This is a genomic window from Niallia sp. FSL R7-0648 (assembly GCF_038007005.1).
GTDB lineage: Bacteria > Bacillota > Bacilli > Bacillales > Cytobacillaceae > Niallia > Niallia circulans.
On sequence record NZ_JBBOWE010000001.1, the window covers coordinates 1,500,350 to 1,525,504 of the forward strand.

The 25,155-nt window shown below is 36.7% G+C and carries 20 protein-coding genes; all 20 read left to right on the plus strand.

What is annotated here, in order from left to right:
• The first annotated feature begins 11 nt into the window (after window positions 1-11).
• The 20 genes from NSQ89_RS07045 (at window position 12) to NSQ89_RS07140 (ending at window position 24,993) form a co-directional block, all read left to right on the plus strand.
• Window positions 12-4,334: a PolC-type DNA polymerase III gene (locus NSQ89_RS07045; protein ID WP_047940034.1), complete on the plus strand. Its 4,323-nt coding sequence runs from the start codon at window positions 12-14 to the stop codon at window positions 4,332-4,334.
• 275 nt (window positions 4,335-4,609) lie between these two features.
• Complete coding sequence (rimP, locus tag NSQ89_RS07050) at window positions 4,610-5,083, plus strand: ribosome maturation factor RimP (protein WP_172866010.1); 474 nt, start codon at window positions 4,610-4,612, stop codon at window positions 5,081-5,083.
• A gap of 81 nt (window positions 5,084-5,164) precedes the next feature.
• Window positions 5,165-6,295 (plus strand): transcription termination factor NusA, encoded by a 1,131-nt coding sequence (nusA, locus tag NSQ89_RS07055; RefSeq protein WP_047940036.1) that lies wholly within the window; start codon window positions 5,165-5,167, stop codon window positions 6,293-6,295.
• A 15-nt stretch (window positions 6,296-6,310) separates the two neighbouring features.
• Complete coding sequence (rnpM, locus tag NSQ89_RS07060; RefSeq protein WP_047940037.1) at window positions 6,311-6,595, plus strand: RNase P modulator RnpM; 285 nt, start codon at window positions 6,311-6,313, stop codon at window positions 6,593-6,595.
• Window positions 6,592-6,894 (plus strand): YlxQ family RNA-binding protein, encoded by a 303-nt coding sequence (locus NSQ89_RS07065; RefSeq protein ID WP_016201165.1) that lies wholly within the window; start codon window positions 6,592-6,594, stop codon window positions 6,892-6,894. The genes rnpM and NSQ89_RS07065 overlap by 4 nt, the downstream gene beginning before the upstream one ends.
• A gap of 19 nt (window positions 6,895-6,913) precedes the next feature.
• A complete protein-coding gene (infB, locus tag NSQ89_RS07070; RefSeq protein WP_047940038.1) occupies window positions 6,914-9,088 on the plus strand; it encodes a translation initiation factor IF-2 in 2,175 nt (724 codons plus the stop codon).
• Window positions 9,085-9,366, plus strand: a complete 282-nt coding sequence (locus NSQ89_RS07075; RefSeq protein ID WP_047940039.1) for a DUF503 domain-containing protein — start codon at window positions 9,085-9,087, stop codon at window positions 9,364-9,366. Before infB ends, NSQ89_RS07075 begins: the two co-directional genes overlap by 4 nt.
• A 22-nt stretch (window positions 9,367-9,388) precedes the next feature.
• Window positions 9,389-9,754 carry a 30S ribosome-binding factor RbfA gene (gene rbfA, locus NSQ89_RS07080; protein ID WP_047940040.1) on the plus strand — a complete coding sequence of 122 codons (366 nt, stop codon included), beginning with the start codon at window positions 9,389-9,391 and terminating at the stop codon, window positions 9,752-9,754.
• A gap of 266 nt (window positions 9,755-10,020) precedes the next feature.
• Complete coding sequence (truB, locus tag NSQ89_RS07085) at window positions 10,021-10,938, plus strand: tRNA pseudouridine(55) synthase TruB (protein WP_047940042.1); 918 nt, start codon at window positions 10,021-10,023, stop codon at window positions 10,936-10,938.
• A gap of 84 nt (window positions 10,939-11,022) precedes the next feature.
• On the plus strand, window positions 11,023-11,970 hold the full coding sequence (gene ribF / locus NSQ89_RS07090) for a bifunctional riboflavin kinase/FAD synthetase (RefSeq protein WP_095319979.1): 948 nt from the start codon (window positions 11,023-11,025) through the stop codon (window positions 11,968-11,970).
• A 309-nt stretch (window positions 11,971-12,279) separates the two neighbouring features.
• Window positions 12,280-12,549: a 30S ribosomal protein S15 gene (gene rpsO / locus NSQ89_RS07095; RefSeq protein WP_016201171.1), complete on the plus strand. Its 270-nt coding sequence runs from the start codon at window positions 12,280-12,282 to the stop codon at window positions 12,547-12,549.
• A gap of 231 nt (window positions 12,550-12,780) precedes the next feature.
• Window positions 12,781-14,901, plus strand: a complete 2,121-nt coding sequence (gene pnp, locus NSQ89_RS07100) for a polyribonucleotide nucleotidyltransferase (protein WP_047940043.1) — start codon at window positions 12,781-12,783, stop codon at window positions 14,899-14,901.
• A 182-nt stretch (window positions 14,902-15,083) separates the two neighbouring features.
• On the plus strand, window positions 15,084-16,040 hold the full coding sequence (locus NSQ89_RS07105) for a polysaccharide deacetylase family protein (RefSeq protein WP_047940044.1): 957 nt from the start codon (window positions 15,084-15,086) through the stop codon (window positions 16,038-16,040).
• Between the two features lie 268 nt (window positions 16,041-16,308).
• Window positions 16,309-17,547, plus strand: a complete 1,239-nt coding sequence (locus NSQ89_RS07110; protein WP_047940045.1) for a M16 family metallopeptidase — start codon at window positions 16,309-16,311, stop codon at window positions 17,545-17,547.
• Between the two features lie 328 nt (window positions 17,548-17,875).
• On the plus strand, window positions 17,876-18,751 hold the full coding sequence (gene dpaA, locus NSQ89_RS07115; protein WP_047940046.1) for a dipicolinic acid synthetase subunit A: 876 nt from the start codon (window positions 17,876-17,878) through the stop codon (window positions 18,749-18,751).
• A gap of 25 nt (window positions 18,752-18,776) precedes the next feature.
• Window positions 18,777-19,370 (plus strand): dipicolinate synthase subunit B, encoded by a 594-nt coding sequence (locus tag NSQ89_RS07120; protein WP_047940047.1) that lies wholly within the window; start codon window positions 18,777-18,779, stop codon window positions 19,368-19,370.
• A 266-nt stretch (window positions 19,371-19,636) separates the two neighbouring features.
• Entirely contained in the window at window positions 19,637-20,683 is a 1,047-nt protein-coding gene (gene asd, locus NSQ89_RS07125; protein WP_047940048.1) for an aspartate-semialdehyde dehydrogenase, read from the plus strand.
• A 361-nt stretch (window positions 20,684-21,044) separates the two neighbouring features.
• On the plus strand, window positions 21,045-22,268 hold the full coding sequence (gene dapG / locus NSQ89_RS07130; protein WP_095321306.1) for an aspartate kinase: 1,224 nt from the start codon (window positions 21,045-21,047) through the stop codon (window positions 22,266-22,268).
• 46 nt (window positions 22,269-22,314) lie between these two features.
• Window positions 22,315-23,178, plus strand: a complete 864-nt coding sequence (gene dapA, locus NSQ89_RS07135) for a 4-hydroxy-tetrahydrodipicolinate synthase (RefSeq protein ID WP_047940050.1) — start codon at window positions 22,315-22,317, stop codon at window positions 23,176-23,178.
• Between the two features lie 477 nt (window positions 23,179-23,655).
• Window positions 23,656-24,993: an amino acid permease gene (locus NSQ89_RS07140; RefSeq protein WP_047940051.1), complete on the plus strand. Its 1,338-nt coding sequence runs from the start codon at window positions 23,656-23,658 to the stop codon at window positions 24,991-24,993.
• Window positions 24,994-25,155 lie beyond the last annotated feature (162 nt).

A 25,155-nucleotide genomic window follows, 5' to 3' on the forward strand; every position in this document is an offset into this window, starting at 1 on the left:
GAGCGACATAAATGAGTGATATACAGGGGAAAGTAGATCGTTTCCAGATTTTGCTACAACAATTGCAATTAACGGATGATTCATATATTTCCCATTTTCGCAACGCAAGTATAGAAAAAATTGTTGTCGAAAAACGGTCCAAAAAGTGGCATTTTCATTTTTTGTTTGATGATATCATTCCATTTCAAGTCTATCAATTATTTACTGCCAAGTTAAAAAGTAGTTTTTCTCATATTGCTACTATTACGTATGATATTCGAGTAAGAAATGGAATTGTTACAGATGTATTAATTCGAGACTATTGGTCTGCGTGTATAGAGGAGATGCAAGGAATTTCTCCACCGTTATTAAAACTATTAAATGAACAAGTGCCGCAATTAAATGGCAATAAGCTGACAATTCAGGTTAGAAATGAAATGGAAGGCTTAGCGATTAAGCGTAAATACGCGAACTTAATTACAGACGCTTATCAATATTTTGGTTTTCCTGCAATGAGTTTAGACACAGAGATAGCAGCAGAAAAATCAAATTCAGATTATGAGCAATTCTTGCTTGCGAAGCAAAAAGAGGATGAGGAAAGAGGAAAACAAGCTTTATTAGATATTCAGAAGATGGAAGCTGAAAAAGAAGCTGGTGATTCGCCAATCCCAAGTGGTCCATTAACAATTGGCTTAACGATCAAGGATGATAGCGATTATCGTCGTATGGAAGAGATTGTCGATGAAGAAAGACGTGTTACGATTCAAGGATATGTCTTCTTTGCAGAAACAAAAGAGCTGCGCAGTGGACGAACGCTATTAACCTTTAAAATAACAGATTATACAAGCTCTATCCTTGTCAAAATGTTCTCTCGTGACAAAGAGGATGCAGCTCTTTTTCAATTGGTAAAAAAAGGTATGTGGCTTAGAGCGCGCGGAAGCATTCAAAATGATACATTCGTTCGCGATTTAGTGATGATAGGAAATGACTTAAATGAAATTAAGCCTGTTGAGCGGAAGGATACCGCTAAAGAGGATGAAAAACGAGTTGAGTTGCATCTTCATACACCAATGAGTCAAATGGATGCAGTTTCATCTGTCGCAACTCTTGTCGGCCAAGCGAAAAAATGGGGACATAAAGCAATTGCTATCACGGATCATGCTGTTGCGCAATCATTCCCGGAAGCTTTTGGTGCTGGAAAGAAAAATGACGTTAAAATTCTTTACGGCGTAGAAATGAATCTAGTAGATGACGGTGTACCAATAGCTTATAATCCAAAGGATATCGATTTAGAGGATGCGACTTATGTAGTATTCGACGTAGAAACAACTGGACTTTCGGCTGTATATAACACGATTATTGAACTGGCGGCAGTGAAAATCCATAATGGAGAAATTATCGATCGATTTGAATCTTTTGCCAATCCACATCATCGTCTTTCTGCGACAACCATTAATTTAACAGGTATTACTGATGATATGGTAGAAAGCGCACCAGAAATTGATATTGTCTTACGCAAGTTTGCGGATTGGACAGGCGATAGTATTTTAGTTGCTCATAATGCATCCTTTGATGTCGGCTTTTTGAATGTCGGCTATCAGAAGGCAGGACTGCCTAAATCGACAAATGCGGTCATTGATACATTGGAACTGGGTAGATTTTTATATCCAGAAATGAAAAATCATCGTTTAAATACACTCGCGAAAAAATTTGATATCGAATTAACTCAGCATCACCGCGCCATTTATGATGCTGAGGCGACTGGATATCTCGCTTTAAAAATGTTGAAAGATGCTGCTGAAAGGGGCATCACCAATCATAATCAATTAAATGATAATATGGGACAAGGAAATGCCTATCAAAGGGCAAGACCATATCATTGTACAGTGCTAGCGCAAAATGAGGTAGGGCTTAAAAATCTCTTTAAACTCGTTTCGATTGCACATATTAATTATTTCTATCGGGTTCCTCGTATTCCGAGATCAGTCTTGCAAAAATACCGGGAAGGTTTGTTAGTAGGATCAGCTTGTGATAAAGGGGAAGTCTTTGAAGCAATGATGCAGAAGGCTCCAGAAGAAGTAGAAGATATTGCGCCATTTTATGATTATTTAGAAGTAATGCCAAAAGAGGTGTACGCTCATTTAATTGAAATGGAGTTAGTACAAGATGAAAAAGCCTTAGAAGAAATAATTGGTAATATCGTAAAACTTGGGGATAAATTAGATATACCAGTGGTTGCGACCGGGAATGTTCATTATCTGAATCCTAACGATAAAATCTATCGAGAAATTCTAGTCGGTTCACAAGGTGGAGCGAATCCGCTTAATCGCCATAAGCTTCCAGATGTCCATTTCCGTACAACAAATGAAATGCTGGACTGCTTCGGCTTCCTTGGAAAAGAAAAGGCAAAAGAGATAGTTGTAACAAATACTAATAAAATTGCCGATATGATTGATGTTATTAAACCAATCAAAGATGATCTTTATACACCGAAAATTGAAGGATCGGAAGAAGAGATGCGGGAAATGAGCTATGGCATGGCTAGACGTATTTATGGTGATGAATTACCTGAAATCGTAGAAGCACGCTTAGAAAAGGAACTAAAAAGTATCATCGGTCATGGATTTGCCGTAATTTATTTGATTTCCCATAAGCTCGTGAAAAAGTCGTTAGATGATGGATACCTAGTAGGTTCGCGTGGATCTGTTGGTTCTTCCTTTGTTGCTACTATGACAGAGATTACCGAGGTTAATCCATTGCCGCCACATTATATTTGTGCGGAATGTAAATACTCGGAGTTTTTTAACGATGGTTCGGTTGGATCTGGCTTTGACTTGCCAGATAAAAATTGTCCTAACTGTGGGGCTCGCTTGAAGAAAGATGGTCACGATATTCCATTTGAAACTTTCCTAGGATTTAAAGGAGATAAGGTTCCCGATATTGATTTGAACTTTTCTGGTGAATATCAGCCAAAAGCGCATAACTATACAAAAGTGCTCTTTGGTGAAGAGTATGTGTATCGCGCAGGTACAATTGGTACAGTTGCGGATAAAACAGCATACGGCTATGTAAAGGCATATCAAAATGATAATAATTTACAAATTCGCGGAGCAGAAATTGATCGATTAGCATCTGGATGTACTGGGGTTAAACGTACAACCGGGCAGCATCCAGGGGGAATCATTGTAATACCAGACTATATGGATGTCTACGATTTTACGCCAATTCAATTTCCGGCAGATGATCGGAATTCTGAATGGAAAACAACCCATTTTGATTTCCATTCCATCCATGACAATGTTCTAAAGCTTGATATTCTAGGGCACGATGATCCAACTGTTATTAGAATGCTTCAAGATTTAAGTGGAATTGATCCAAAGACCATTCCAACAGATGATCCTGAAGTAATGAAAATATTCAGTGGTACCGAGTCCCTTGGAGTAACACCAGAACAAATTTATTGCAAAACGGGAACATTTGGTATCCCTGAATTTGGAACAAAATTTGTTCGACAAATGTTAGAAGATACAAAGCCGACAACTTTTTCTGAATTAGTACAGATTTCTGGTTTGTCCCATGGTACAGATGTATGGCTAGGAAATGCACAAGAACTTATTCATAATAATATTTGTAACTTAAGTGAAGTAATCGGATGTCGTGATGATATTATGGTTTATTTGATATATCAAGGCCTTGATCCAAGTTTCGCTTTCAAGATTATGGAAAGCGTGCGTAAAGGAAAAGGCCTTACAGATGAAATGGAAGAGGAAATGAGAAAGAATGAAGTACCAGAATGGTATATTGATTCTTGTAAAAAAATAAAATACATGTTTCCTAAAGCCCATGCTGCGGCATACGTCTTAATGGCAGTAAGAATTGCCTATTTTAAAGTGCATCATGCCCTATTATATTATGCAGCTTATTTTACCGTTCGCGCCGATGATTTTGATATTGATGCAATGGTAAAAGGATCCCATAGTATTAAAGCAGTAATCGATGATATTACGGCAAAAGGGTTAGATGCATCAACGAAAGAGAAAAACTTATTAACGGTAATGGAGCTTGCTTTTGAAATGGTAGAAAGAGGATACACATTTAAGAAAGTGGACTTATATAAATCAAGTGCTACTGAATTTATTATTGAAGGAAACTCTCTTATCCCGCCATTTAACAGTATTCCTGGACTTGGGACAAATGCTGCCATTAATATTGTAGAAGCAAGAAAAGATGGTGAATTCTTATCAAAAGAGGATTTACAGCAACGTGGAAAAGTATCAAAAACAATTATGCAATATCTAGAGAATCATGGTTGCTTAGCTGATATGCCAGATCAAAACCAGCTTTCTTTATTCTAAAACTCTTTCTTAATAAGAGAAGAAACCTTGAAACTACGGACTTTCATTTGCATAAATGAAGTGGTTATGGTATAGTTTATTTGGAAATACTAAGGATAACTTTCGCGAATGGAGAGTGGGGCAACCCACTCTTTCCTGTTTGTATTAGGGTTTTTTTCCTAAAATCAAAGGAAAGGGTATCGCTGATTTAATGGATGAGCAACAAAGAGTACATATTTCAGGCTGCTAAGTTGACTCTAAAAACATAATAAGGTTCCTTGCTTAAGGAGGGAAAAATTTTGAGCAAAGTAACAGAAATAGTCGAAGAAATGGTACATCCTATTTTAGATGAACTACACTTAGAATTAGTAGATGTCGAATATGTAAAAGAGGGACCAAACTGGTTTTTACGGGTATATATTGACAAAGATACAGGTGTAGATATTGATGAATGTGCAGTCGTTAGTGAAAAACTTAGTGAGAAGTTAGATGAAGTCGATCCGATTTCAGAAAACTATTTTCTTGAGGTTTCTTCACCTGGAGCAGAGCGACCATTAAAAAAAGACAAAGACTTCGAAAAAGCGATTGGGAAAAATGTCTATATTAAAACATATGAACCGATTGAAAAGGAAAAAACATTCGAAGGAGTTTTAACAGCTTTTGATGGTAAAACAGTAACAGTTGAAGTGAAAATTAAAACTAGAAAGAAAACAATTGTGATACCGTACGAAAAAGTGGCAAAAGCAAGACTCGCAGTTAGTTTTTCATAATGTATAAAGAATCGATGAAATGTCTTTTGTAATCGATCATTATAATTTTTCATAAAAGAGAATAAAGGGGGATACACGCTCATGAGCAGTGAATTAGTTGATGCTCTAGTGTTACTTGAAAAAGAAAAAGGAATATCACGTGAAGTGATCATGGATGCCATGGAAGCAGCTTTGATTTCTGCTTACCGTCGTAATTTTAACCAAGCACAAAATGTACGAATTGATTTGAATCTAGGTGCTGGGTCTATGCGTGTATTTGCTAGAAAAGAAGTAGTAGATGAGGTGTTTGACCCACGTCTTGAAATTTCTTTAGAAGATGCACAAAGAATTAATCCGAACTATGAAGTGGAAGATGTAGTAGAGTTGGAAGTAACGCCAAAAGACTTTGGCAGAATTGCGGCACAAACTGCTAAACAAGTAGTAACACAAAGAGTTCGCGAAGCAGAAAGAGGAATTATTTATTCTGAATTTATTGATCGCGAAGAAGATATCATGACAGGCATTGTTCAACGCCAAGACAGTAAATTTATTTACGTCAGCTTAGGCAAAATTGAAGCGATTTTACCTACAAATGAACAAATGCCGAATGAGCATTATAAACCGCATGATCGCATCAAAGTTTTCCTGACAAAAGTGGAAAAGACAACAAAAGGTCCCCAAATCTTTGTGTCTAGAACACATCCTGGGCTACTTAAAAGATTATTCGAGATGGAAGTACCGGAAATTTATGATGGTACAGTTGAAATAAAATCAGTTGCCCGTGAAGCGGGAGATCGTTCTAAGATTTCCGTTCATTCTGAGAACGAAGAGGTAGATCCAGTAGGTTCATGTGTAGGGCCAAAAGGAACTCGTGTACAGACGATTGTTAATGAGCTAAAAGGGGAAAAGATTGATATTGTTAAGTGGTCAAGTGACCCTACTGTTTTCGTTGCAAATGCTCTTAGTCCTTCAAAGGTCTTAGAAGTTATTGTAAACGAAGAAGATAAAGCAACAACGGTTATTGTTCCTGATTATCAGTTGTCGCTGGCTATCGGAAAGCGAGGTCAAAATGCACGTCTGGCAGCAAAGCTGACAGGCTGGAAAATTGATATCAAATCCGAGTCAGAAGCAAGAGAAGCTGGAATTTATCCTACTGAAAATTCATTGATTAAGTTTGATGATGAAGTAGAAGAAGAGGATGATTTCCGCTTAAACACAGAAGATTTCGAGTGATAGAGGTGAATGTGTGTGAACAAACCAAGAAAAGTACCAATGCGTAAGTGTGTTGCTACTGGTGAAATGAAGCCGAAGAAAGAACTAGTTCGCATCGTTCGTTCCAAAGAAGGGGTTGTATCCGTCGATTTAACAGGAAAAAAATCTGGTCGAGGAGCATATCTCTCATTGGATAAAGAAGCAGTACTATTAGCCAAGAAGAAGAATATTCTTTCTAGCCAGCTTGAAGTTACTGTAGATGATACAGTTTATGACGAGCTGTTAGAACTAATAGATAAGGAGCAAAGACAATCCAAATGAACGATAACAAGTGGATGTCATTACTTGGCTTAGCAAATCGAGCACGGAAAATAACCTCAGGTGAGGAATTGACCGTTAAAGAAATTAGAAGCGGTAATGCAAAGCTAATATTATTGTCGGAAGATGCGTCACAAAACACGACAAAGAAAATCACTGATAAATGTCGTTCCTATAAAGTACCAGTGAAGCTTGTTTCAAATCGGGAAATCCTAGGTAAAGCAATAGGGAAAGAACAACGAGTGGTTGTCGCTGTTTTGGATAATGGATTTGCAAAAAAACTTTTAACGCTGCTCGATTAATTCTAGCGGGGGTGAAATGATGAGTAAAGTGCGAGTATACGAATACGCAAAAAAATATAACATTTCAAGCAAGGATGTTATTGCAAAATTAAAAGAGATGAACATAGAAGTCTCAAACCATATGACTACACTGGAAGAGGACGCAGTAAAAAAATTAGATAGCATATATAATAAAAAGAACGAAGAAAATAAGCCAAAAGCGCCAGCTGCAAAAGTGGCTGCTAAAAATATCGCGGACGAGTATGAAAAAGAAAGCGATGAAATGGCTGAAAAGGGGAAAGTAAATCAATCTGTGAAAAATACTAAAGATAATAAGCCAGGTTTTAACAAACCAAAAAATAATAATAATAATAACAACAATAAAAATAGAAACAACAATCGTAAAGGGAAGCAGAATACTGCTCCAGCTGCACCGCCAGCTCCGAAAAAGGAAAAAGAATTACCAGAGAAAATTACATTCAGTGAGTCTTTAACCGTTGCTGAATTAGCAAAGAAATTGCATCGTGAACCATCTGAAATCATCAAAAAATTATTCCTTCTTGGTGTGATGGCAACAATCAACCAAGAATTAGATAAAGATGCAATTGAATTAATCTGTACAGATTATGGTGTAGAGGTCGAAGAGGAAATCCAAATCGATACGACAGACCTAGAAGTATACTTTGCAGATGAAGAAGGCGCAGAATTAGTAGAGCGTCCATCTGTTGTGACCATTATGGGACACGTTGACCACGGGAAAACAACATTGCTTGACAGCATACGTAATACGAAAGTAACAGCAGGAGAAGCTGGTGGTATTACCCAGCATATTGGTGCATACCAAATTGAGGAGAATGGCAAGAAAATTACTTTCCTTGATACACCTGGACACGCAGCTTTTACTACAATGCGTGCACGTGGTGCGAAAATCACTGATATCACTATCCTTGTTGTTGCTGCTGATGATGGTGTTATGCCACAAACAATTGAAGCAATCAACCATGCCAAAGCAGCTGAGGTTCCAATTATCGTTGCTGTTAATAAAATGGATAAACCAACCGCTAATCCAGATCGCGTAATGCAAGAATTAACAGAACATGGATTAGTACCTGAAGCTTGGGGTGGGGATACTATCTTTGTTCCACTTTCCGCTTTAACAGGTGAAGGTATTGACTCTCTGCTTGAAATGATTCTTTTAGTAGGAGAAGTAGAAGAGTATAAAGCAAATCCAGACCGTAATGCAGTTGGTACTGTTATTGAAGCACAATTAGATAAAGGAAAAGGTTCGGTAGCAACATTGCTTGTACAAAATGGTACATTGCATATTGGGGATCCGATTGTAGTTGGGAACACATTTGGTCGTGTTCGTGCAATGGTTAATGATCTTGGCCGCCGAGTTAAAACAGCAGGACCATCAACACCAGTTGAAATCACTGGGTTAAACGATGTTCCTCAAGCTGGTGATCGTTTTGTTGTTTTCAAAGACGAGAAAACCGCAAGACAAATCGGGGAAGCTCGTTCCACGCAAGCGATTCAAGCGCAAAGATCTGAAAAAACAAGAATTAGCTTAGACAACCTGTTTGAACATATGAAACAAGGGGAAATGAAAGATATTAATATCGTTCTTAAAGCCGATGTTCAAGGTTCAGCAGAAGCGTTAGCAGCTGCTCTTTATAAAATCGAAGTAGAAGGCGTAAACGTAAAAATCATCCATACAGGTGTAGGGGCGATTAACGAATCCGATATTACCCTTGCTGCAGCATCAAATGCGATTGTAATTGGATTTAACGTACGTCCAGACGTAAACGCAAAAAGAGCCGCAGATGCTGAAGAAGTAGATGTACGCTTACACCGTATTATCTATAAGGTTATTGAAGAAATTGAAGCAGCGATGAAAGGGATGCTTGATCCTGAGTTCCAAGAAAAGATTATTGGTCAAGCGGAAATTCGTCAAACATTCAAGGTTTCTAAAATCGGTACCATTGCAGGTTCTTATGTAACGGACGGGAAAATTACAAGAGACAGCGGTATTCGTTTGATTCGTGATGGTGTTGTTATTTTCGAAGGGGAAATCGATGCATTAAAACGTTTCAAGGACGATGCAAAAGAAGTGGCTCAAGGTTACGAATGTGGTATTACCATCAAAAACTTTAACGATGTTAAAGAAGGCGATATTATCGAAGCATATGTAATGGAAGAAATTGAGCGTAAATGATTGTTGGATTAATGTCAGTGGAATGCATTATTTATGATGCCCACTCATTAAAAGAAAAGCGGGCGGTTCTGCAAAGAATTATGACCCGCTTAAAGCAAAGATTTAATATCTCTATTTCAGAAGTCGGGTATCAAGATACTTGGCAAAGAACAAAAATTGCTGTTGTTACCGTTGCTTCTGCGCGAGTTTCAGCTGAAGGTGTACTGCAGCAGACACAGCAGTTTATTGATTCTTTTCCTGAAATAGAGAGAACCATAACAGATATAGAATGGCTTTAAAAAAAATGAGGTGAATTGCGCGATGAGTCTAAGACCAAATCGTGTTGGTGAACAAATGAAGAAGGAACTAGGCGAGATTATTAGCCGTAAGATAAAGGATCCTCGCATTGGTTTCGTAACAGTTACAGATGTTAATGTTACTGGTGACCTTCAACAAGCAACTGTGTATATTTCTGTACTTGGCGACCAAGAGCAACGGGAAAATACACTAAAAGGGCTGGCAAAAGCGAAAGGATTTATCCGTTCTGAAATTGGACAAAGAATTCGTTTACGCAAAACGCCTGAAATTACGTTTGAATTTGATGAGTCGATAGATTACGGAAATAGAATTGATACATTATTGCATCAAATCGCAAAAGAAAATCCGTCCAGTGATGACGAAAGATAATGATGTAACATAAACTTGCTCCTATCGGACTTTTTCCATGATACTTATGGATGGGCGATAGGAGTTTTTTTATAAGCGGTGGAAATGGAGCCCGTTGAATTCCGCTCCAGGAACTTGCTTTTCTGCTGGACAGATAGGAGTCTCCTCGGCTATGCCTGTGGATTTCCCTCAATTCCAGCAGGAGTCAAAAGACTTTTAAATTATATTACAATTGAGGACTCAAGATTAAGCGTTTTTTTCCATAAAATGAATAAAGGATGAGGTATATGGAAGGGATTTTACCGTTATGGAAGCCTAAGGGGCTTACTTCCCATGATTGTGTTTTTCGTTTGCGGAAGATTTTACATATGAAACGAGTCGGTCATACTGGAACATTGGATCCGGATGTAACGGGTGTATTACCAATTTGTTTAGGAAGAGCAACAAAAGTAGCTGAATATATAACAGACGCAGGAAAAGAATATGTAGGAGAGGTAACGATAGGGTACTCTACAACAACAGAAGATCGTTCTGGCGAAAAGGTCGAGGAGAAAAAAGTAGCGGAAATTATTACGCGAGATAGAATAGAAGCGATTTTACGAGAGCTAACAGGAGAAATCACACAAACACCACCCATGTATTCTGCTGTTAAAGTAAATGGGAAAAGGCTTTATGAATATGCTAGACAAGGGATTGTGATTGACCGTCCTTCTAGGCAAGTAAACATTTACTCCTTAGAATTAATCGAAGAATGGCAAGTGTTACAGGGAGATACCGTATCTTTTCGTTTTAAAGTAAGCTGTAGTAAAGGTACCTATATTCGCACACTTGCTGTTATGATTGGAGAAAAATTAGGGTATCCTGCCCATATGTCAGACTTGTGCCGGACACGTTCTGCAGCCTTTACGAAACAAGAGTGTGTAACATTTGAAGAACTAGAGGAATATGTAGAAAATGGGAAGCTGAAAAACTTTATTTATCCGCTTGAAGACGCGCTTTTACATTTGCCGAAATATGAAATAAATGATACATTAGCAATGAAGGTACGAAACGGAACGGTATTAGAAACTCCTGCTCATCTACTAAATGAACAGGAACCAATTGTCATTCAAACAACAACAGGTGAAGCGTTAGCTATATATGTTCAGCATCCAGCAAAACAAGGATTAATCAAACCGTCCAAAATATTAAAAATCTTGGAGTAACCATTGATGCTCTCGTTCACCTTGAAAGAAAGTTTAACGACAAATGAGAAAAAAAGAAATTTGTTAGAAAAGGTGAGTAGCACAGTGAAGATAGTAAGAATAAACCATTCAGAACGAAATAAAGAGCATGATAATCCGCCAATTTCTATAGCATTAGGTTCCTTTGACGGAGTTCATCTTGGCCATCAAAAGGTCATTGGCGAAGCGAAAAGAGTGGCAGATGAAAATGGATGGAGCAGTGCGGTGATGACATTTGACCCCCATCCTTCTATCGTATTAGGTGGAAAAACAAAAAAAGTAGATTACTTAACATCTTTTGAAGCGAAAGTAGAACAATTAGCAAACTTGGGAATCGATTATTTATTTATTGTCGATTTTACGATTGAGTTTGCTAGCTTACCTCCTCAAGAATTCGTTGATTTGTATTTAATTGGTTTAAATGTGAAACATGTAGTAGCTGGTTTTGATTACACTTATGGAAAGAAAGCTCAAGGAACAGCTGAGACTCTTTCTATACATTCACGAGGTAAATACAAAACAACAATTATTGGGAAAGAGACCTTTGGAGGTGAGAAAGTAAGTTCTACTTTAATTCGCTCTCTTATAAATAATGGCGAAATGGAAAAGGTACCTGCTCTTTTAGGTAGATACTATTCAGTAAATGGTACGGTCATCCATGGCGACAAACGTGGTAGAACGATTGGTTTTCCTACTGCAAATGTGAAATCAACTAGCGATGTCATTTTGCCGCCGTTAGGTGTATATGCAGTACGATTCTTTGTCAATGATCAATGGTATGAGGGTGTATGTAACCTCGGTACAAAACCAACCTTCCAGCCTGATGAAAAAAAAATTAGTATCGAAGTCCATATTTTTGACTTTCATCAAGATATTTATGGTCATTCCGTAATCGTTGAATGGCATAAACGAATTAGAAGCGAACAAAAATTCAATGGCATAGATGAACTAGTAGCCCAAATTGAAAAAGACAAGCAAACCGCCTTACAATATTTTTATGAAAAGGCACGATAAGAAAAAAGAAAAGTAACCTGAATATTTCTAAAAAGATTAGGATATACTAAAAAATATATCCTAATAAAAAATGGAAAGAAACTAATGAATAGCAGGACTGGCTAGAAATACAATAAGATGAAGTTTTTTCAGATTCTATTTTTATGTTCTTTGTTTATAAAAAAATAAAAGGTTATGTCTTGATTTTTCCAAAGAAAACAGTTATTCTTAAAGACGTACTAAAAACAACCTTTGCTTGGCAAAATCGAATCACCAACGTTTTGCTCGGTAATTGGGGATTAGTGTAATAGAATTAGGAGGTGAAACAGGATGGCAATCACTCAAGAACGTAAAAACGAACTTATCAATGAGTACAAAACGCATGAGAACGATACTGGATCTCCAGAAGTTCAAATCGCTGTCCTTACTGAGTCAATCAATAATTTGAATGAACATTTACGTACACATAAAAAGGATCATCACTCACGTCGTGGTCTTTTGAAAATGGTAGGTAGACGTCGTAATCTTTTAACTTACCTACGTAATAAAGACGTTCAACGTTACCGTGTTTTAATTAACAAACTTGGTCTACGTAGATAGTTAAAAAAAGCGGGATATTTTTCCCGCTTTTTTATTGTAAATAAATGCGAATTTAACATATGATTAGTATAGATTACATAAATTAATTTCGTTTTTTAGTTATATAAAATGTGTATACTAGTAGAAGAGAAATTTAAGGATAATATTTTTTATTTTATAAAATAACGCAGGTTTTAGGTAGTTCTTAACCGGAAACCTCCATGAAGTGAATGAGTAGAGAGGGGTTTATGAATGGGACAAGATAAGCATGTCTATTCCATTGACTGGGCTGGAAGAAAGCTCACAGTTGAAATTGGACAATTAGCAAAACAGGCAAATGGTGCAGTACTTGTACGATACGGTGATACGGCTGTATTAAGCACAGCAACTGCTTCAAAAGAACCAAAGAACTTAGACTTCTTTCCATTAACAGTAAATTATGAAGAGCGTCTATATGCGGTTGGTAAAATTCCCGGCGGTTTCATTAAAAGAGAAGGCCGCCCAAGTGAAAGAGCAATCCTTGCAAGCCGCTTAATCGATCGACCAATTCGACCATTATTTGCAGATGGCTTCCGTAATGAAGTGCAGGTAGTCAGCTTAGTAATGAGCGTGGATCAAGATTGTACATCAGAAATGGCCGCAATGTTTGGATCGTCATTAGCATTATCTGTTTCTGATATTCCATTTGGGGGACCAATTGCTGGTGTTTATGTTGGAAGAATCGATGGAGAATTTGTCATCAATCCAACGGTTGAGCAAGCAGAAAAAAGTGATATTAACCTTGCTGTTGCAGGTACAAAAGATGCAATCAACATGGTTGAAGCTGGTGCCGATGAAGTTCCAGAAGAAGTAATGCTTGAAGCAATTATGTTTGGACATGATGAGATTAAACGCCTAATTGCATTCCAAGAAAAAATTGCAGAAGAGATTGGCAAAGAAAAAATGGAAGTTGTACTATACGAATTAAATAAAGACATCGAAGCAGATGTGCGCGCATTATGTGAAAGCGAAATGCTAGATGCTATTCGTGTACAAGAAAAGCATGCTCGTGAAGCAGCTATTAAAGAAGTAAAAGATTCTGTCATTGCAAAATATGAAGCAGAAGAAACAGAAGAAGAAGATTTAAAACAAGTGAAAGCTATTTTAGATAAATTAGTGAAAAATGAAGTTCGTCGTCTTATTACAGAAGACAAGGTTCGTCCAGATGGACGTGGCTTGGAAGAAATTCGTCCACTATCTTCTGAAGTGCATTTATTACCGAGAACACACGGTTCAGGTCTATTTACTCGTGGACAAACTCAAGCATTAAGTATTTGTACATTAGGTGCTTTAGGAGATGTGCAAATACTGGATGGTCTTGGGGTAGAAGAAGAAAAAAGATTCATGCATCACTATAATTTCCCTAATTTTAGTGTTGGTGAAACAGGACCAATGCGTGGACCTGGACGAAGAGAAATCGGTCATGGTGCACTAGGGGAAAGAGCATTAGAACCAATTATCCCTTCTGAAAAAGATTTCCCATATACGATTCGCCTTGTATCAGAAGTATTAGAATCCAATGGTTCAACTTCACAGGCTAGTATTTGTGCAAGTACCCTTGCTATGATGGATGCTGGGGTGCCAATTAAAGCACCGGTTGCTGGTATTGCAATGGGACTGATTAAATCTGGTGAACATTACAGTATTTTAACAGATATTCAAGGGATGGAAGATCATCTAGGAGATATGGACTTTAAAGTAGCTGGTACTTCTAAAGGGGTAACGGCACTTCAAATGGATATTAAAATTGATGGATTGTCTCGTGAAATTTTAGAAGAAGCATTACAGCAAGCTAAGATTGGCCGCATGCAAATTCTTGAATCGATGCTGGCAACAATCAATACACCTAGAGAATCACTATCTTCTTATGCGCCAAAAATCTTAATGATGTCCATCAACCCAGACAAAATTCGTGATGTTATTGGACCAAGTGGTAAACAAATCAATAAAATTATTGAAGAAACTGGCGTTAAAATTGATATTGAGCAAGATGGCACAGTATTCATTTCTTCTGTCGATGATGAAATGAATAACAAAGCAAAACAAATTATCGAAGATATCGTTCGTGAAGTTGTTGTTGGACAAATGTATCTTGGTAAAGTAAAACGAATCGAGAAATTCGGTGCGTTCGTTGAAATCTTCAATGGAAAAGATGGACTTGTTCATATTTCAGAGCTTGCTGAAGAAAGAATTGGCAAAGTAGAAGATGTAGTAGCAATCGGTGATGAAATCCTTGTGAAAGTAACAGAAATTGATAAACAAGGAAGAGTAAATTTATCTCGTAAAGCTGTTTTGAAAGAACAAAAAGAACAAGCTGAGAATGCAAAAAACTAATAAAAGTATAATAAAGCGTACCCGCCAAAAAAGACTCATGTTTTTAAGCGGGTATTTTTTTTATGGAATGAAAAGGAACATTTTGAACAAAATAATAGGGGAAAAGGATAAGCTAACTCCGTCATTCGGCGTTCTACCTTGTCCTTTCCTATCATATGGTAGTAACTAGGGAGGGAAAGGTGATGAAAAAAACAGTTTCACTTATAGGAATTCTGGTCATCTCTTGGTTTTTAGTTAATAATCCGTTGGCTGATACATATGTTAGTACTTTACAAGAAAACGCTGTCTCAGTGACAGCAAATAACTCTTTATATACGACGATAAGCGAGAAAGCAAAAGACTACGAAAAGAAGCCGATTGATGCCAAGCTAGATCCTGTATGGAAAGCTATTCCTGGATTAAATGGGCTGACTGTGGATATTGATGCTTCTTACAAGAATATGAAAAAAGAGAAGAAATTCAATGAACAAAAACTAATTTTTAAGCAAGTGAAACCAGAAGTTACACTAAATGATTTGCCACCTGCTCCTATTTATAAAGGAAATCCAGATAAAGAAATGGTAAGCTTTATTATAAATGTAGCATGGGGAAATGAATTTTTACCTGACATACTAGCAACCTTAAAAAAACATCATGTCAAGGCGAGTTTTTTCTTGGAAGGCAGATGGGTTCAGAAAAATCCAGATCTTGCTAAAATGATTGCAGAAGCAGGACATGAACTCGGAAATCATTCCTATACCCATCCAGATATGAGTAAAATTAGCAGTAGTAAAATTCATGAGGAAATCGTAAAAACAAATGATGTCATTGAAGCTACAACTGGTAAGCAAATCACATTATTAGCACCGCCAAGTGGATATTTTAATAATGAAGTAGTGAAAATTGCCGCTCAACAAAAGCTTAAAACAGTAATATGGTCTGTGGATACGATTGATTGGCAAAAACCAAGTCCTGATACATTGCTTAAAAGAGTTACAGGAAAGGTCCATAATGGGGCTCTAATCCTTATGCATCCAACGGAAGTTACTACAAATAGCCTTGAACGTTTAATTACCGAAATCAAAAATAAAGGATATAAAATCGATACAGTTAGCGACATGCTTAGTGAAGAGCGAGAAAGCATAAAAACAAAAAAATAGTAGTTCGGTTCATCTTATAGTATTCTATAAGGAGAAAACGTTTTATTAGATGCTACTTCTTATAGAAGAAAAACAACATCTACATGAAAGGAAATGGAAAATAAAGGCTGTCCGTCCTTTTAAAAGGAACTATTCGCTATTTCATTTTTAAAACGGAGATATGTTATCATTATATTAAAACAATATTTTGGAAAAAATAAGAGGAATAAGATATACTAGCAGTCGCAGCTATTTTTTGCAACTTGGTAGAAGAACAGGAGGAACATAATTGATCAAAAGATATACTTGCCAAAATGGAGTAAGAATTGTATTGGAAAATATTCCAACAGTACGTTCCGTTGCTATTGGCGTATGGATTGGTACAGGATCTCGCAAAGAAGATGAAAAAAACAATGGGGTATCTCACTTTTTAGAGCATATGTTTTTTAAAGGAACAAAAACACGTAGTGCGAGAGAAATAGCAGAATCATTTGATAGTATTGGCGGCCAGGTAAATGCTTTTACTTCAAAAGAATATACTTGTTATTACGCAAAGGTGTTAGATACACATGCTGATATGGCGTTAGAAGTGTTAGCAGATATGTATTTTAACTCGACATTTGATGAGGAAGAATTAAAGAAAGAGAAAAATGTTGTCTGTGAAGAGATTAAAATGTATGATGATACACCTGATGATATTGTTCATGATTTATTGAGTCAGGCAATTTATGATAAACATCCACTTGGCTATCCGATTTTAGGAACAGAAGAGACACTTGCTACGTTTAATGGAGATACGCTAAGAGAGTATATGTTTAATCATTATACACCAGAGAATACGGTTATTTCGATCGCAGGGAATATTACCGAATCGTTTATTTCAGAAGTAGAAAAATACTTTGGGGCATATGAAGCCGGTAAATCCGAAGTAGAATTAGTAAAGCCTTCTTTCCATGCCAATAATTTTTCACGCAAAAAGGAAACAGAGCAAGCACATCTATGCTTAGGTTTTAATGGGTTGCAGGTGGGGCATGAGAAAATGTATACACTTGTTTCTTTGAATAATATTCTTGGGGGCAGTATGAGTAGTCGATTATTCCAAGATGTACGTGAACAAAAAGGTTTAGCTTATTCTGTATTTTCTTATCATTCCGCATACCAAGACAGTGGAATAGTAACAATTTATGGAGGTACAGGAGCTAAGCAGCTAGATGAATTATTTGATACCATTCAAAATACGCTTGCTATCTTGAAAAAAGAAGGAATTACCGAAAAGGAACTTCTTAATAGTAAAGAGCAGTTAAAAGGCAGCTTGATGCTAAGCTTAGAGAGCACTAATAGCCGCATGAGCAGAAATGGTAAAAATGAACTTTTATTAGGTAAACACCGTTCCTTAGATGATATCATTGCCGATATCGATCGTGTCACAAAAGAAGAAGTTGATCAAATGGCAAATGATATATTCACTGACACCTTTTCTGTCTCTTTAATCAGCCCAGACGGACAATTACCAAAAGCACTGCAATAAAAAGCTACATATTATATAAATAAAGAACTAGGAAACAGAATTCCCTTCTGAATCCTAGTTTTTTTTATGTATGACCACTAATAAAACCATTTTTTTGCTACTCCCATTATAAAGGAGTTGCAATAACTCCCTTCTTAAAATACCTGTCCACTAAAAGGAGATACCAACCAAATCATTCATTCTCATCGTTATCTATAATAGATAAGGAAAGTAACCATCTTTTTAAGGAATTGCGGTAAACAACTCACCTAATATTAGATAATCACATAAGATGTTGAAGTAGCGAGCTATGAAAAACAGGATCTTTAAAAAAGAAGGTGAAATATTCATGCTGAAAGGGATGAAAATCGCGGTTATCGGCGGTGATGCAAGGCAGCTTGAAATTGTTCGCAAATTAACAGAACTACAAGCAATCCTTTCATTAATTGGCTTCGAGCAATTGGACCATGCATTCACTGGTGCTACAAAAGAAAAAATCGATAACGTAGATTTTTCGAAAATAGATGCTATTATCTTACCCGTTCGAGGAACAGACCTAAATGGGCAAGTTGATACAATCTTTTCGAATGAGAAGGTTTTTTTAACGAAAAAAATAGTAGAAAAAACCCCTGAGCATTGCATCATATATTCAGGAATAACGAATGATTATTTAAATTTGCTTATTAAAGAAACGAATCGATCATTAGTTCAATTATTTAACCGAGATGATGTAGCAATTTTAAATTCTATTCCAACTGTCGAAGGTACAATAATGATGGCAATTCAACATACAGACACAACGATTCATGGCTCGAATGTTATTGTGCTCGGGCTAGGTCGTGTAGGCATGAGTGTTGCACGTGCTTTTCATGCCCTAGGAGCGAAAGTAAAGGTCGCAGCAAGTCAAAGTGAACATATTGCTCGCATTATCGAAATGGGATTAACTCCAGTACATTTAGATGATTTACAGATTGCGGTTGATGATATTGATATTTGTATAAATACAATTCCCCATCTTGTCGTAACTTCTGATGTCATTGAAAAAATGCCATTGCATACATTGGTGATTGATTTGGCATCTAAACCAGGCGGAACAGATTTTCAATACGCAGAAAAAAGAGGAGTTAAGGCATTACTTGCGCCGAGCTTACCAGGTATTGTAGCTCCGAAAACAGCGGGAAATATATTGGCAGATGTCTTAGCTCAATTACTGGATGAACAATAGCAGGCAATGAGAGGAGAATAGAATCATGAGTTTACAAGGAAAAAGAATAGGGTTTGGAATTTCAGGTTCTCACTGTACGTATGAGGAAGTAGTACCACAAGTAGAAAAGTTAGTGGCACAAGGAGCTGAAGTTGTACCAGTTGTAACAGGAAATGTAAAAAATACGGATACTCGTTTTGGAAAAGGGAAAGATTGGGTTAGTAAAATAGAAGAAATAACAGGACAGAAAATAATCGATAGTATTGTAGCAGCAGAGCCGCTAGGACCGAAAGCACCTCTTGATTGTATGGTAATTGCCCCATTAACTGGAAATAGTATGAGTAAATTTGCAAATGCGATGACAGATAATGCAGTTTTGATGGCAGCAAAAGCGACATTAAGAAACCAAAAGCCTGTGGTATTGGGAATCTCTACTAATGATGCGTTAGGATTAAATGGGATTAATCTGATGCGATTAATGGCAACGAAGAATATTTTCTTTATTCCATTCGGTCAAGATGATCCTGAGAAAAAGCCAAATTCTATGGTTGCAAGAATGTCTATGCTTGCAGAAACTATTGAAGCAGCATTAGAATATAAACAGATTCAACCAGTAATAGTGGAAAAATATTTAGATTAACAGGAAAGTACATGATTATTTAAAAAAGGCATATAAATCACGTTCTTTGAAAAAGAATGGTAGACTGATAATAAGACGTACCGTAAAAAGGCGCTTGTCGACTTCCACAAGGAACTTTATAGCGCCAATCGGTGTTTTTTGAAAGAATCTGATAAAAGTTTCTTTTATTGCTGCTTGAATATGTTAAAATAGATAATATTATTTAAGGCGGAGCGTAATGCTTGCCTATTATTATTAAGAGAAAGCCTTTGGAAGGAGAACCTTAAATGGAGCAATTAAAAGGATTTAACGTAGCAGTAGTGGGAGCAACAGGGGCTGTTGGTCAACAAATGATTAAAACATTAGAGAGCAGAGATTTTCCGATTTCGACTTTAACACTTTTGTCCTCTAAACGTTCAGCAGGAACAAAGGTTCAGTATAAAGATAAAGAAATTATCGTACAAGAAGCAACACCAGATAGCTTTAAAGGAATTGATATCGCACTATTCAGCGCTGGCGGTGGTGTATCGAAAGAACTTGCACCACATGCAGTAAGACATGGGGCAATTGTTGTTGATAATACAAGCGCATTCCGTATGGACAAAGACGTGCCATTAGTAGTTCCTGAAGTAAACGAAGAAGATCTTCGCAAGCACAATGGAATTATTGCAAATCCAAACTGCTCTACGATTCAAATGGTTGTAGCCTTACAGCCGTTAAAAGAAAAATTTGGTCTTTCGAAAGTATTAGTATCTACTTATCAAGCTGTATCTGGATCAGGTGCTGCTGCTGTCGAAGAGTTGAACAGCCAGACACAAGCAATTCTTAATAAAGAAGCGTTTGAGCCGAAGATTCTACCAGTTAAGAGTGATAAAAAGCACTACCAAATCGCATTCAATGCAGTACCGCAAATTGATGTATTTACTGATAATGGATTCACATATGAAGAAATGAAAATGATCAATGAAACAAAGAAAATAATGCATGCAGATGACTTAAAGGTTGCAGCAACATGTGTCCGCATTCCAGTAGCAACAGGTCATTCTGAATCTGTTTACTTTGAATTAGACAATGATCAAGTAACAGTAGAAGAAATTAAATCCTTGTTAGCTGATGCTCCTGGCATCGTGCTTCAAGACGATCCAAGTAATCAAGTATATCCGATGCCTGCAGATTGCGTAGGAAGCAATGATGTATTTGTCGGTCGTATTCGTCAAGATTTAGATGTGAAAAACGGTTTCCATATGTGGGTTGTTTCCGATAATCTATTAAAAGGTGCCGCATGGAACTCTGTACAAATTGCTGAAAGTCTAATTAAATTAGGGCTAGTTTAATGGACTAGTGAAGAAAGACAAGGCTGTAGAGGTTTAGTATGCAGGAAAATTACCTGTAAGTAGATTTCTATTTTATTCTACATACAGGAAGTACAAGTTTGGACACAAGCCTAAATAATGGTGCCAAAATCTTGTCTTTCTTATTATTAAATGATTCCTTAAATAGAATCCTATTTAGGGAATCATTTAAATAAGTGTGCTCATTTTGGATGGAAAAAAATCATCAAAGTTAAAACAACAAGGGATCCTCCTAGTAAAATGATGGAAGGGGAAATCTTTTTAAAAGTAGATTCCCCAAATTTGTTTTAGAAAAGGCACCCTTATATTACACTCTTTAAGAAAGTGTTCAGAGGTGTTTATTGTGAAAATCATGGTTCAAAAATTTGGCGGAACATCCGTTAGAGATGAAAAAAGCCGAATTCAAGCAAAAGATCATATTAAGGATGCATTAAATGAAGGATATAAAGTAGTAGTAATTGTTTCTGCGATGGGACGAAAAGGAGAACCTTATGCAACAGATACATTGTTGTCTTTAGTCGGCGGATCAGAATCAAGTATCAGCAGAAGAGAAAACGACTTATTAATGTCATGCGGCGAAATTATTTCAAGTGTTGTGTTTACGCAACTATTACTAGAAAATCAAGTTTCGGCAACTGCATTAACAGGTGCTCAAGCTGGATTTAAGACAAATAATGATTTTACGAATGCAAGAATTATGGAAATGGATTGCAGCCGTGTTCTTGAAGAATTAAAAAATCATGATGTTGTAGTAGTAGCTGGTTTCCAAGGGGCAGCGCCTAATGGGGATACAACTACTTTAGGCAGAGGCGGAAGTGATACATCTGCGGCTGCTTTAGGATCAGCACTTCAAGCAGAATATATTGACATTTTTACAGATGTAGAAGGTATTATGACTGCAGATCCAAGAATTGCAGAAAATGCTCGTCCGCTATCTGTTGTTACCTATTCGGAAGTTTGCAATATGGCTTATCAAGGAGCAAAAGTTATTCACCCACGAGCAGTGGAAATAGCAATGCAAGCAAAAGTACCGATTAGAATACGGTCCACGTATTCAAAGGGGACTGGTACACTTGTCACCTCTAGTAATGCGGAGAGTCGAGGCAGTGACATAAAGGAAAGACCAGTCACAGGAATTGCTCATGTGGCAAACGTAACCCAAATTAAAGTTTTTGCAAAAAAAGATCAGTATGACTTACAATCGCAAGTCTTTAAAGCAATGGCAAATGAAGAAATCAGCGTAGACTTTATCAATATTTCACCTAACAGTGTCGTATATACTGTAACAAACGAAATGACAAACAAAGCAATTGCCGTTCTTGAAAATATGGGATATGAACCAGTTATCGAAAAAGAATGTGCAAAAGTATCCGTGGTTGGTGCTGGAATGGCCGGTGTACCTGGGGTGACATTTAAAATTGTTACTGCACTTTCAAATAAGGGAATTCGCATCCTCCAATCAGCGGATAGCCATGCAACGATTTGGGTGCTTGTGAAGCAGGATGATTTAGTAAGTGCAGTTAATGTATTACATGATGCGTTTGAGTTAGAAAAAGAAATAGAATAGAAAATAATAGATACAACGAGATCGAAATGAGAATAGGAGTGGAACGATGGGTTTATTTGGTAGGGTGTCAACGGCCATGATTACACCATTTGATGCCAAGGGACATATAGATTTTCCAAAAACAACACAGTTAATTAATCATTTACTTGAAAACGGAACAGATTCTTTAGTGGTAGCTGGTACTACTGGAGAATCGCCCACATTATCCAAACAAGAGAAGATTGCTTTATTTAAACATGTGGTAAAGGTAGTGGAAAAGAGAGTTCCAATCATTGCAGGAACAGGTAGTTATAACACATATGAGTCCATCGAATTAACGAAACAAGCAGAACTCGCAGGTGTGGACGCTGTTATGGTAGTTGGACCATACTATAACAAGCCGAACCAAGAGGGGTTGTATCAACATATTAAAGCAGTTGCAGAATCTACAAAACTACCCGTTATGATATATAATATTCCAGGTCGTTCTGTTGTTAATATTGAACCAGAAACTATTATTCGTTTGTCAGAAATTGATAATATTGTAGCTGTAAAAGAGGCTAGTGGAAATCTAAATAATATCACAAAAATTATTGCATCAACACCAGCTGATTTTAATGTATACAGTGGTGATGACAGCTTAACTTTACCAATTTTATCTGTAGGAGGAACGGGAGTAATTTCTGTAGCTTCGCATATTATTGGCAAAGAAATGAAAGAAATGGTGACTTCCTTTTTAGATGGAAAGGTAGAGGAAGCATCTAAAATGCATCAACAATTACTTCCTCTTATGTTAGTTTTATTTAAAGCACCTAACCCTGTTCCAGTAAAAACAGCATTACAATTAAAAGGATTTGATGTGGGTTCTGTTCGTTTACCTTTAGTGCCATTAACAGAGGAAGAGCGAATCGAATTAGCGAAATTTATTTAAGGAATAAGAAGGATATCGTATATTTACGAGGACTATTGATAACAGTTTATTTGATTCTTTTTTGCTAGTTTTATAAATGTTTACGTGTCAGAAGAGCTTAGCTATCTCTTATTACGACGGATAAACCAAAGCAAAAATGGTTTATTCCTCCTGAGATAACTAGCTCTTCTGTCTTTTTTATTAGCTATCTTTATTAAGAAAGACTTGTTTCTAAACTAGTTTTTGATTATGATTGGATACATCATCATATTTTTAAATAGCGCAATCATAAGTTTCTCATATATAAGAAACTAGAAGTTTGTGAAGTAGATGAGTGTTTAGCTATATTGTCTTGCGAATTTTTTGTTTGGCGGAAGTCCACATGTGAAGACGCAAACTGTCTTCTTAGTTTCCTCTATCGAAAAAACTGCGGTTTGGACAACGGCTAGTAAGAACACAAGAGTATTTAGATAAGGTTATATATAAGGAGGAGAAGTCATGGCGAATAATCAGTTGCAAAAAAACTTACTGCCAAGACATATAAGTTTAATGGCCATGGGAGGAGCTATTGGGACAGGGATATTTAAAGGTAGTGGAGAAACAGTTTCAATCGCAGGTCCAGGTGTTATTTTTACATACATATTTGCAGGACTTTTATTACTAGTAGTGATGGGCAGTATTGCGGAAATGGCTATTATTTATCCAAATACAAACATGAAGGGCTTTATTGGGAAGGCCTTTGGCAACCAGACGGCATTCGTTATTGGCTGGATGTACTGCATTTTATGGCTTGCTGTATGTGTGATTGAGGTAGTTGTAGCAGGAAGCTTTCTGCAGTTTTGGCTGCCAGATGTGCCGCTGTGGATATTAAGCATTCTTTGCGCAATAGGTTTAATTGTCGTTAATACAATGAATGTGAAAAATTATGGGGAATTTGAATTTTGGTTTGCTGGAATTAAAATTGGCATGATTATTATATTTATTATATTAGGAGCCGCTGTTTTATTTGGGCTTATTCCATCTGGGCAAACAAACTATCTGCAAAATTATACAGAGCATGGCGGCTTTTTCCCAAATGGATGGACATCTGTTTTTTCTGCTCTTTTAATTGTTATGTTTTCTTATGGAGGCTCCGAGCTCATTGGCGTAACCGTAACGGAAGCGAAAGATGCAGAAAAAGTACTGCCAAAAGTTATTAAAAGCTTTATTCTTCGCATTGTTTTATTTTACACATTGCCTATTTTAATTATTTGTGGACTAATTCCTTGGAATGAGTTAACAGAAGAATCCAGCCCTTTTGTACAAGTACTTTCGATTTCTGGATTATCTGGTGCAGCCCACATTATGAATTTTGTCTTAATTATTGCTGTGTTATCTGCAGCAAATTCGGGTATATATGGATGTACAAGAATGATGTACTCTCTTTCAACGGAGGGAGAAGGACCGAAAGCCTTTAGCAAAGTAAACCACAATGGAGTGCCGACTTATAGTTTAATGGTTACAGGTATTATCTTAATTGCTGGATCAATGATTGCTTTATTTAAACAAGATCAAGTATTTTCTTTACTTATGGCATTCCCAGGCTTTGTTGTATCGATTGTTTGGATTATGATTTGTCTTGCGCAGTTAAAGCTTAGAAAACAATATCCATTTCAGCCAAGTTTTAAAATATGGGGATATCCGTATATTCCGATATTTACTGTAATCTGCTTAGGCATCATAAGCATTAGTTTCTTATTTGATGAGGCGAATCGAATTAGTATACTAGCATGTTTAATTTGTTTTTTTGCTGTGACAGCTATTTCTATATTTAAGTTTAAATTGAATAAACGGTAAAAAAAATTTATTATAGGAAAAAGCGTTGGAATGCTAGGCGAACTATAGAAAAATACCTCCTGATATTGTTATGAAATGAACCTGAAAAAGGAAGATTTCATAAAATTGGTTGTAAACAATTTTAAACATCAAGTATAATAATCATAACTGATCAATGGTCGG

Excerpts from the sequence above, each read along its gene's own strand:
- NSQ89_RS07045 (WP_047940034.1), top strand. The coding sequence starts at position 12 with ATGAGTGATATACAGGGGAAAGTAGATCGTTTCCAGATTTTGCTACAA.
- nusA (WP_047940036.1), top strand. The coding sequence starts at position 5,165 with ATGAGCAGTGAATTAGTTGATGCTCTAGTGTTACTTGAAAAAGAAAAA.
- NSQ89_RS07065 (WP_016201165.1), top strand. The coding sequence starts at position 6,592 with ATGAACGATAACAAGTGGATGTCATTACTTGGCTTAGCAAATCGAGCA.
- infB (WP_047940038.1), top strand. The coding sequence starts at position 6,914 with ATGAGTAAAGTGCGAGTATACGAATACGCAAAAAAATATAACATTTCA.
- NSQ89_RS07075 (WP_047940039.1), top strand. The coding sequence starts at position 9,085 with ATGATTGTTGGATTAATGTCAGTGGAATGCATTATTTATGATGCCCAC.
- rbfA (WP_047940040.1), top strand. The coding sequence starts at position 9,389 with ATGAGTCTAAGACCAAATCGTGTTGGTGAACAAATGAAGAAGGAACTA.
- truB (WP_047940042.1), top strand. The coding sequence starts at position 10,021 with ATGGAAGGGATTTTACCGTTATGGAAGCCTAAGGGGCTTACTTCCCAT.
- rpsO (WP_016201171.1), top strand. The coding sequence starts at position 12,280 with ATGGCAATCACTCAAGAACGTAAAAACGAACTTATCAATGAGTACAAA.
- pnp (WP_047940043.1), top strand. The coding sequence starts at position 12,781 with ATGGGACAAGATAAGCATGTCTATTCCATTGACTGGGCTGGAAGAAAG.
- NSQ89_RS07105 (WP_047940044.1), top strand. The coding sequence starts at position 15,084 with ATGAAAAAAACAGTTTCACTTATAGGAATTCTGGTCATCTCTTGGTTT.
- dpaA (WP_047940046.1), top strand. The coding sequence starts at position 17,876 with ATGCTGAAAGGGATGAAAATCGCGGTTATCGGCGGTGATGCAAGGCAG.
- NSQ89_RS07120 (WP_047940047.1), top strand. The coding sequence starts at position 18,777 with ATGAGTTTACAAGGAAAAAGAATAGGGTTTGGAATTTCAGGTTCTCAC.
- asd (WP_047940048.1), top strand. The coding sequence starts at position 19,637 with ATGGAGCAATTAAAAGGATTTAACGTAGCAGTAGTGGGAGCAACAGGG.
- dapA (WP_047940050.1), top strand. The coding sequence starts at position 22,315 with ATGGGTTTATTTGGTAGGGTGTCAACGGCCATGATTACACCATTTGAT.
- NSQ89_RS07140 (WP_047940051.1), top strand. The coding sequence starts at position 23,656 with ATGGCGAATAATCAGTTGCAAAAAAACTTACTGCCAAGACATATAAGT.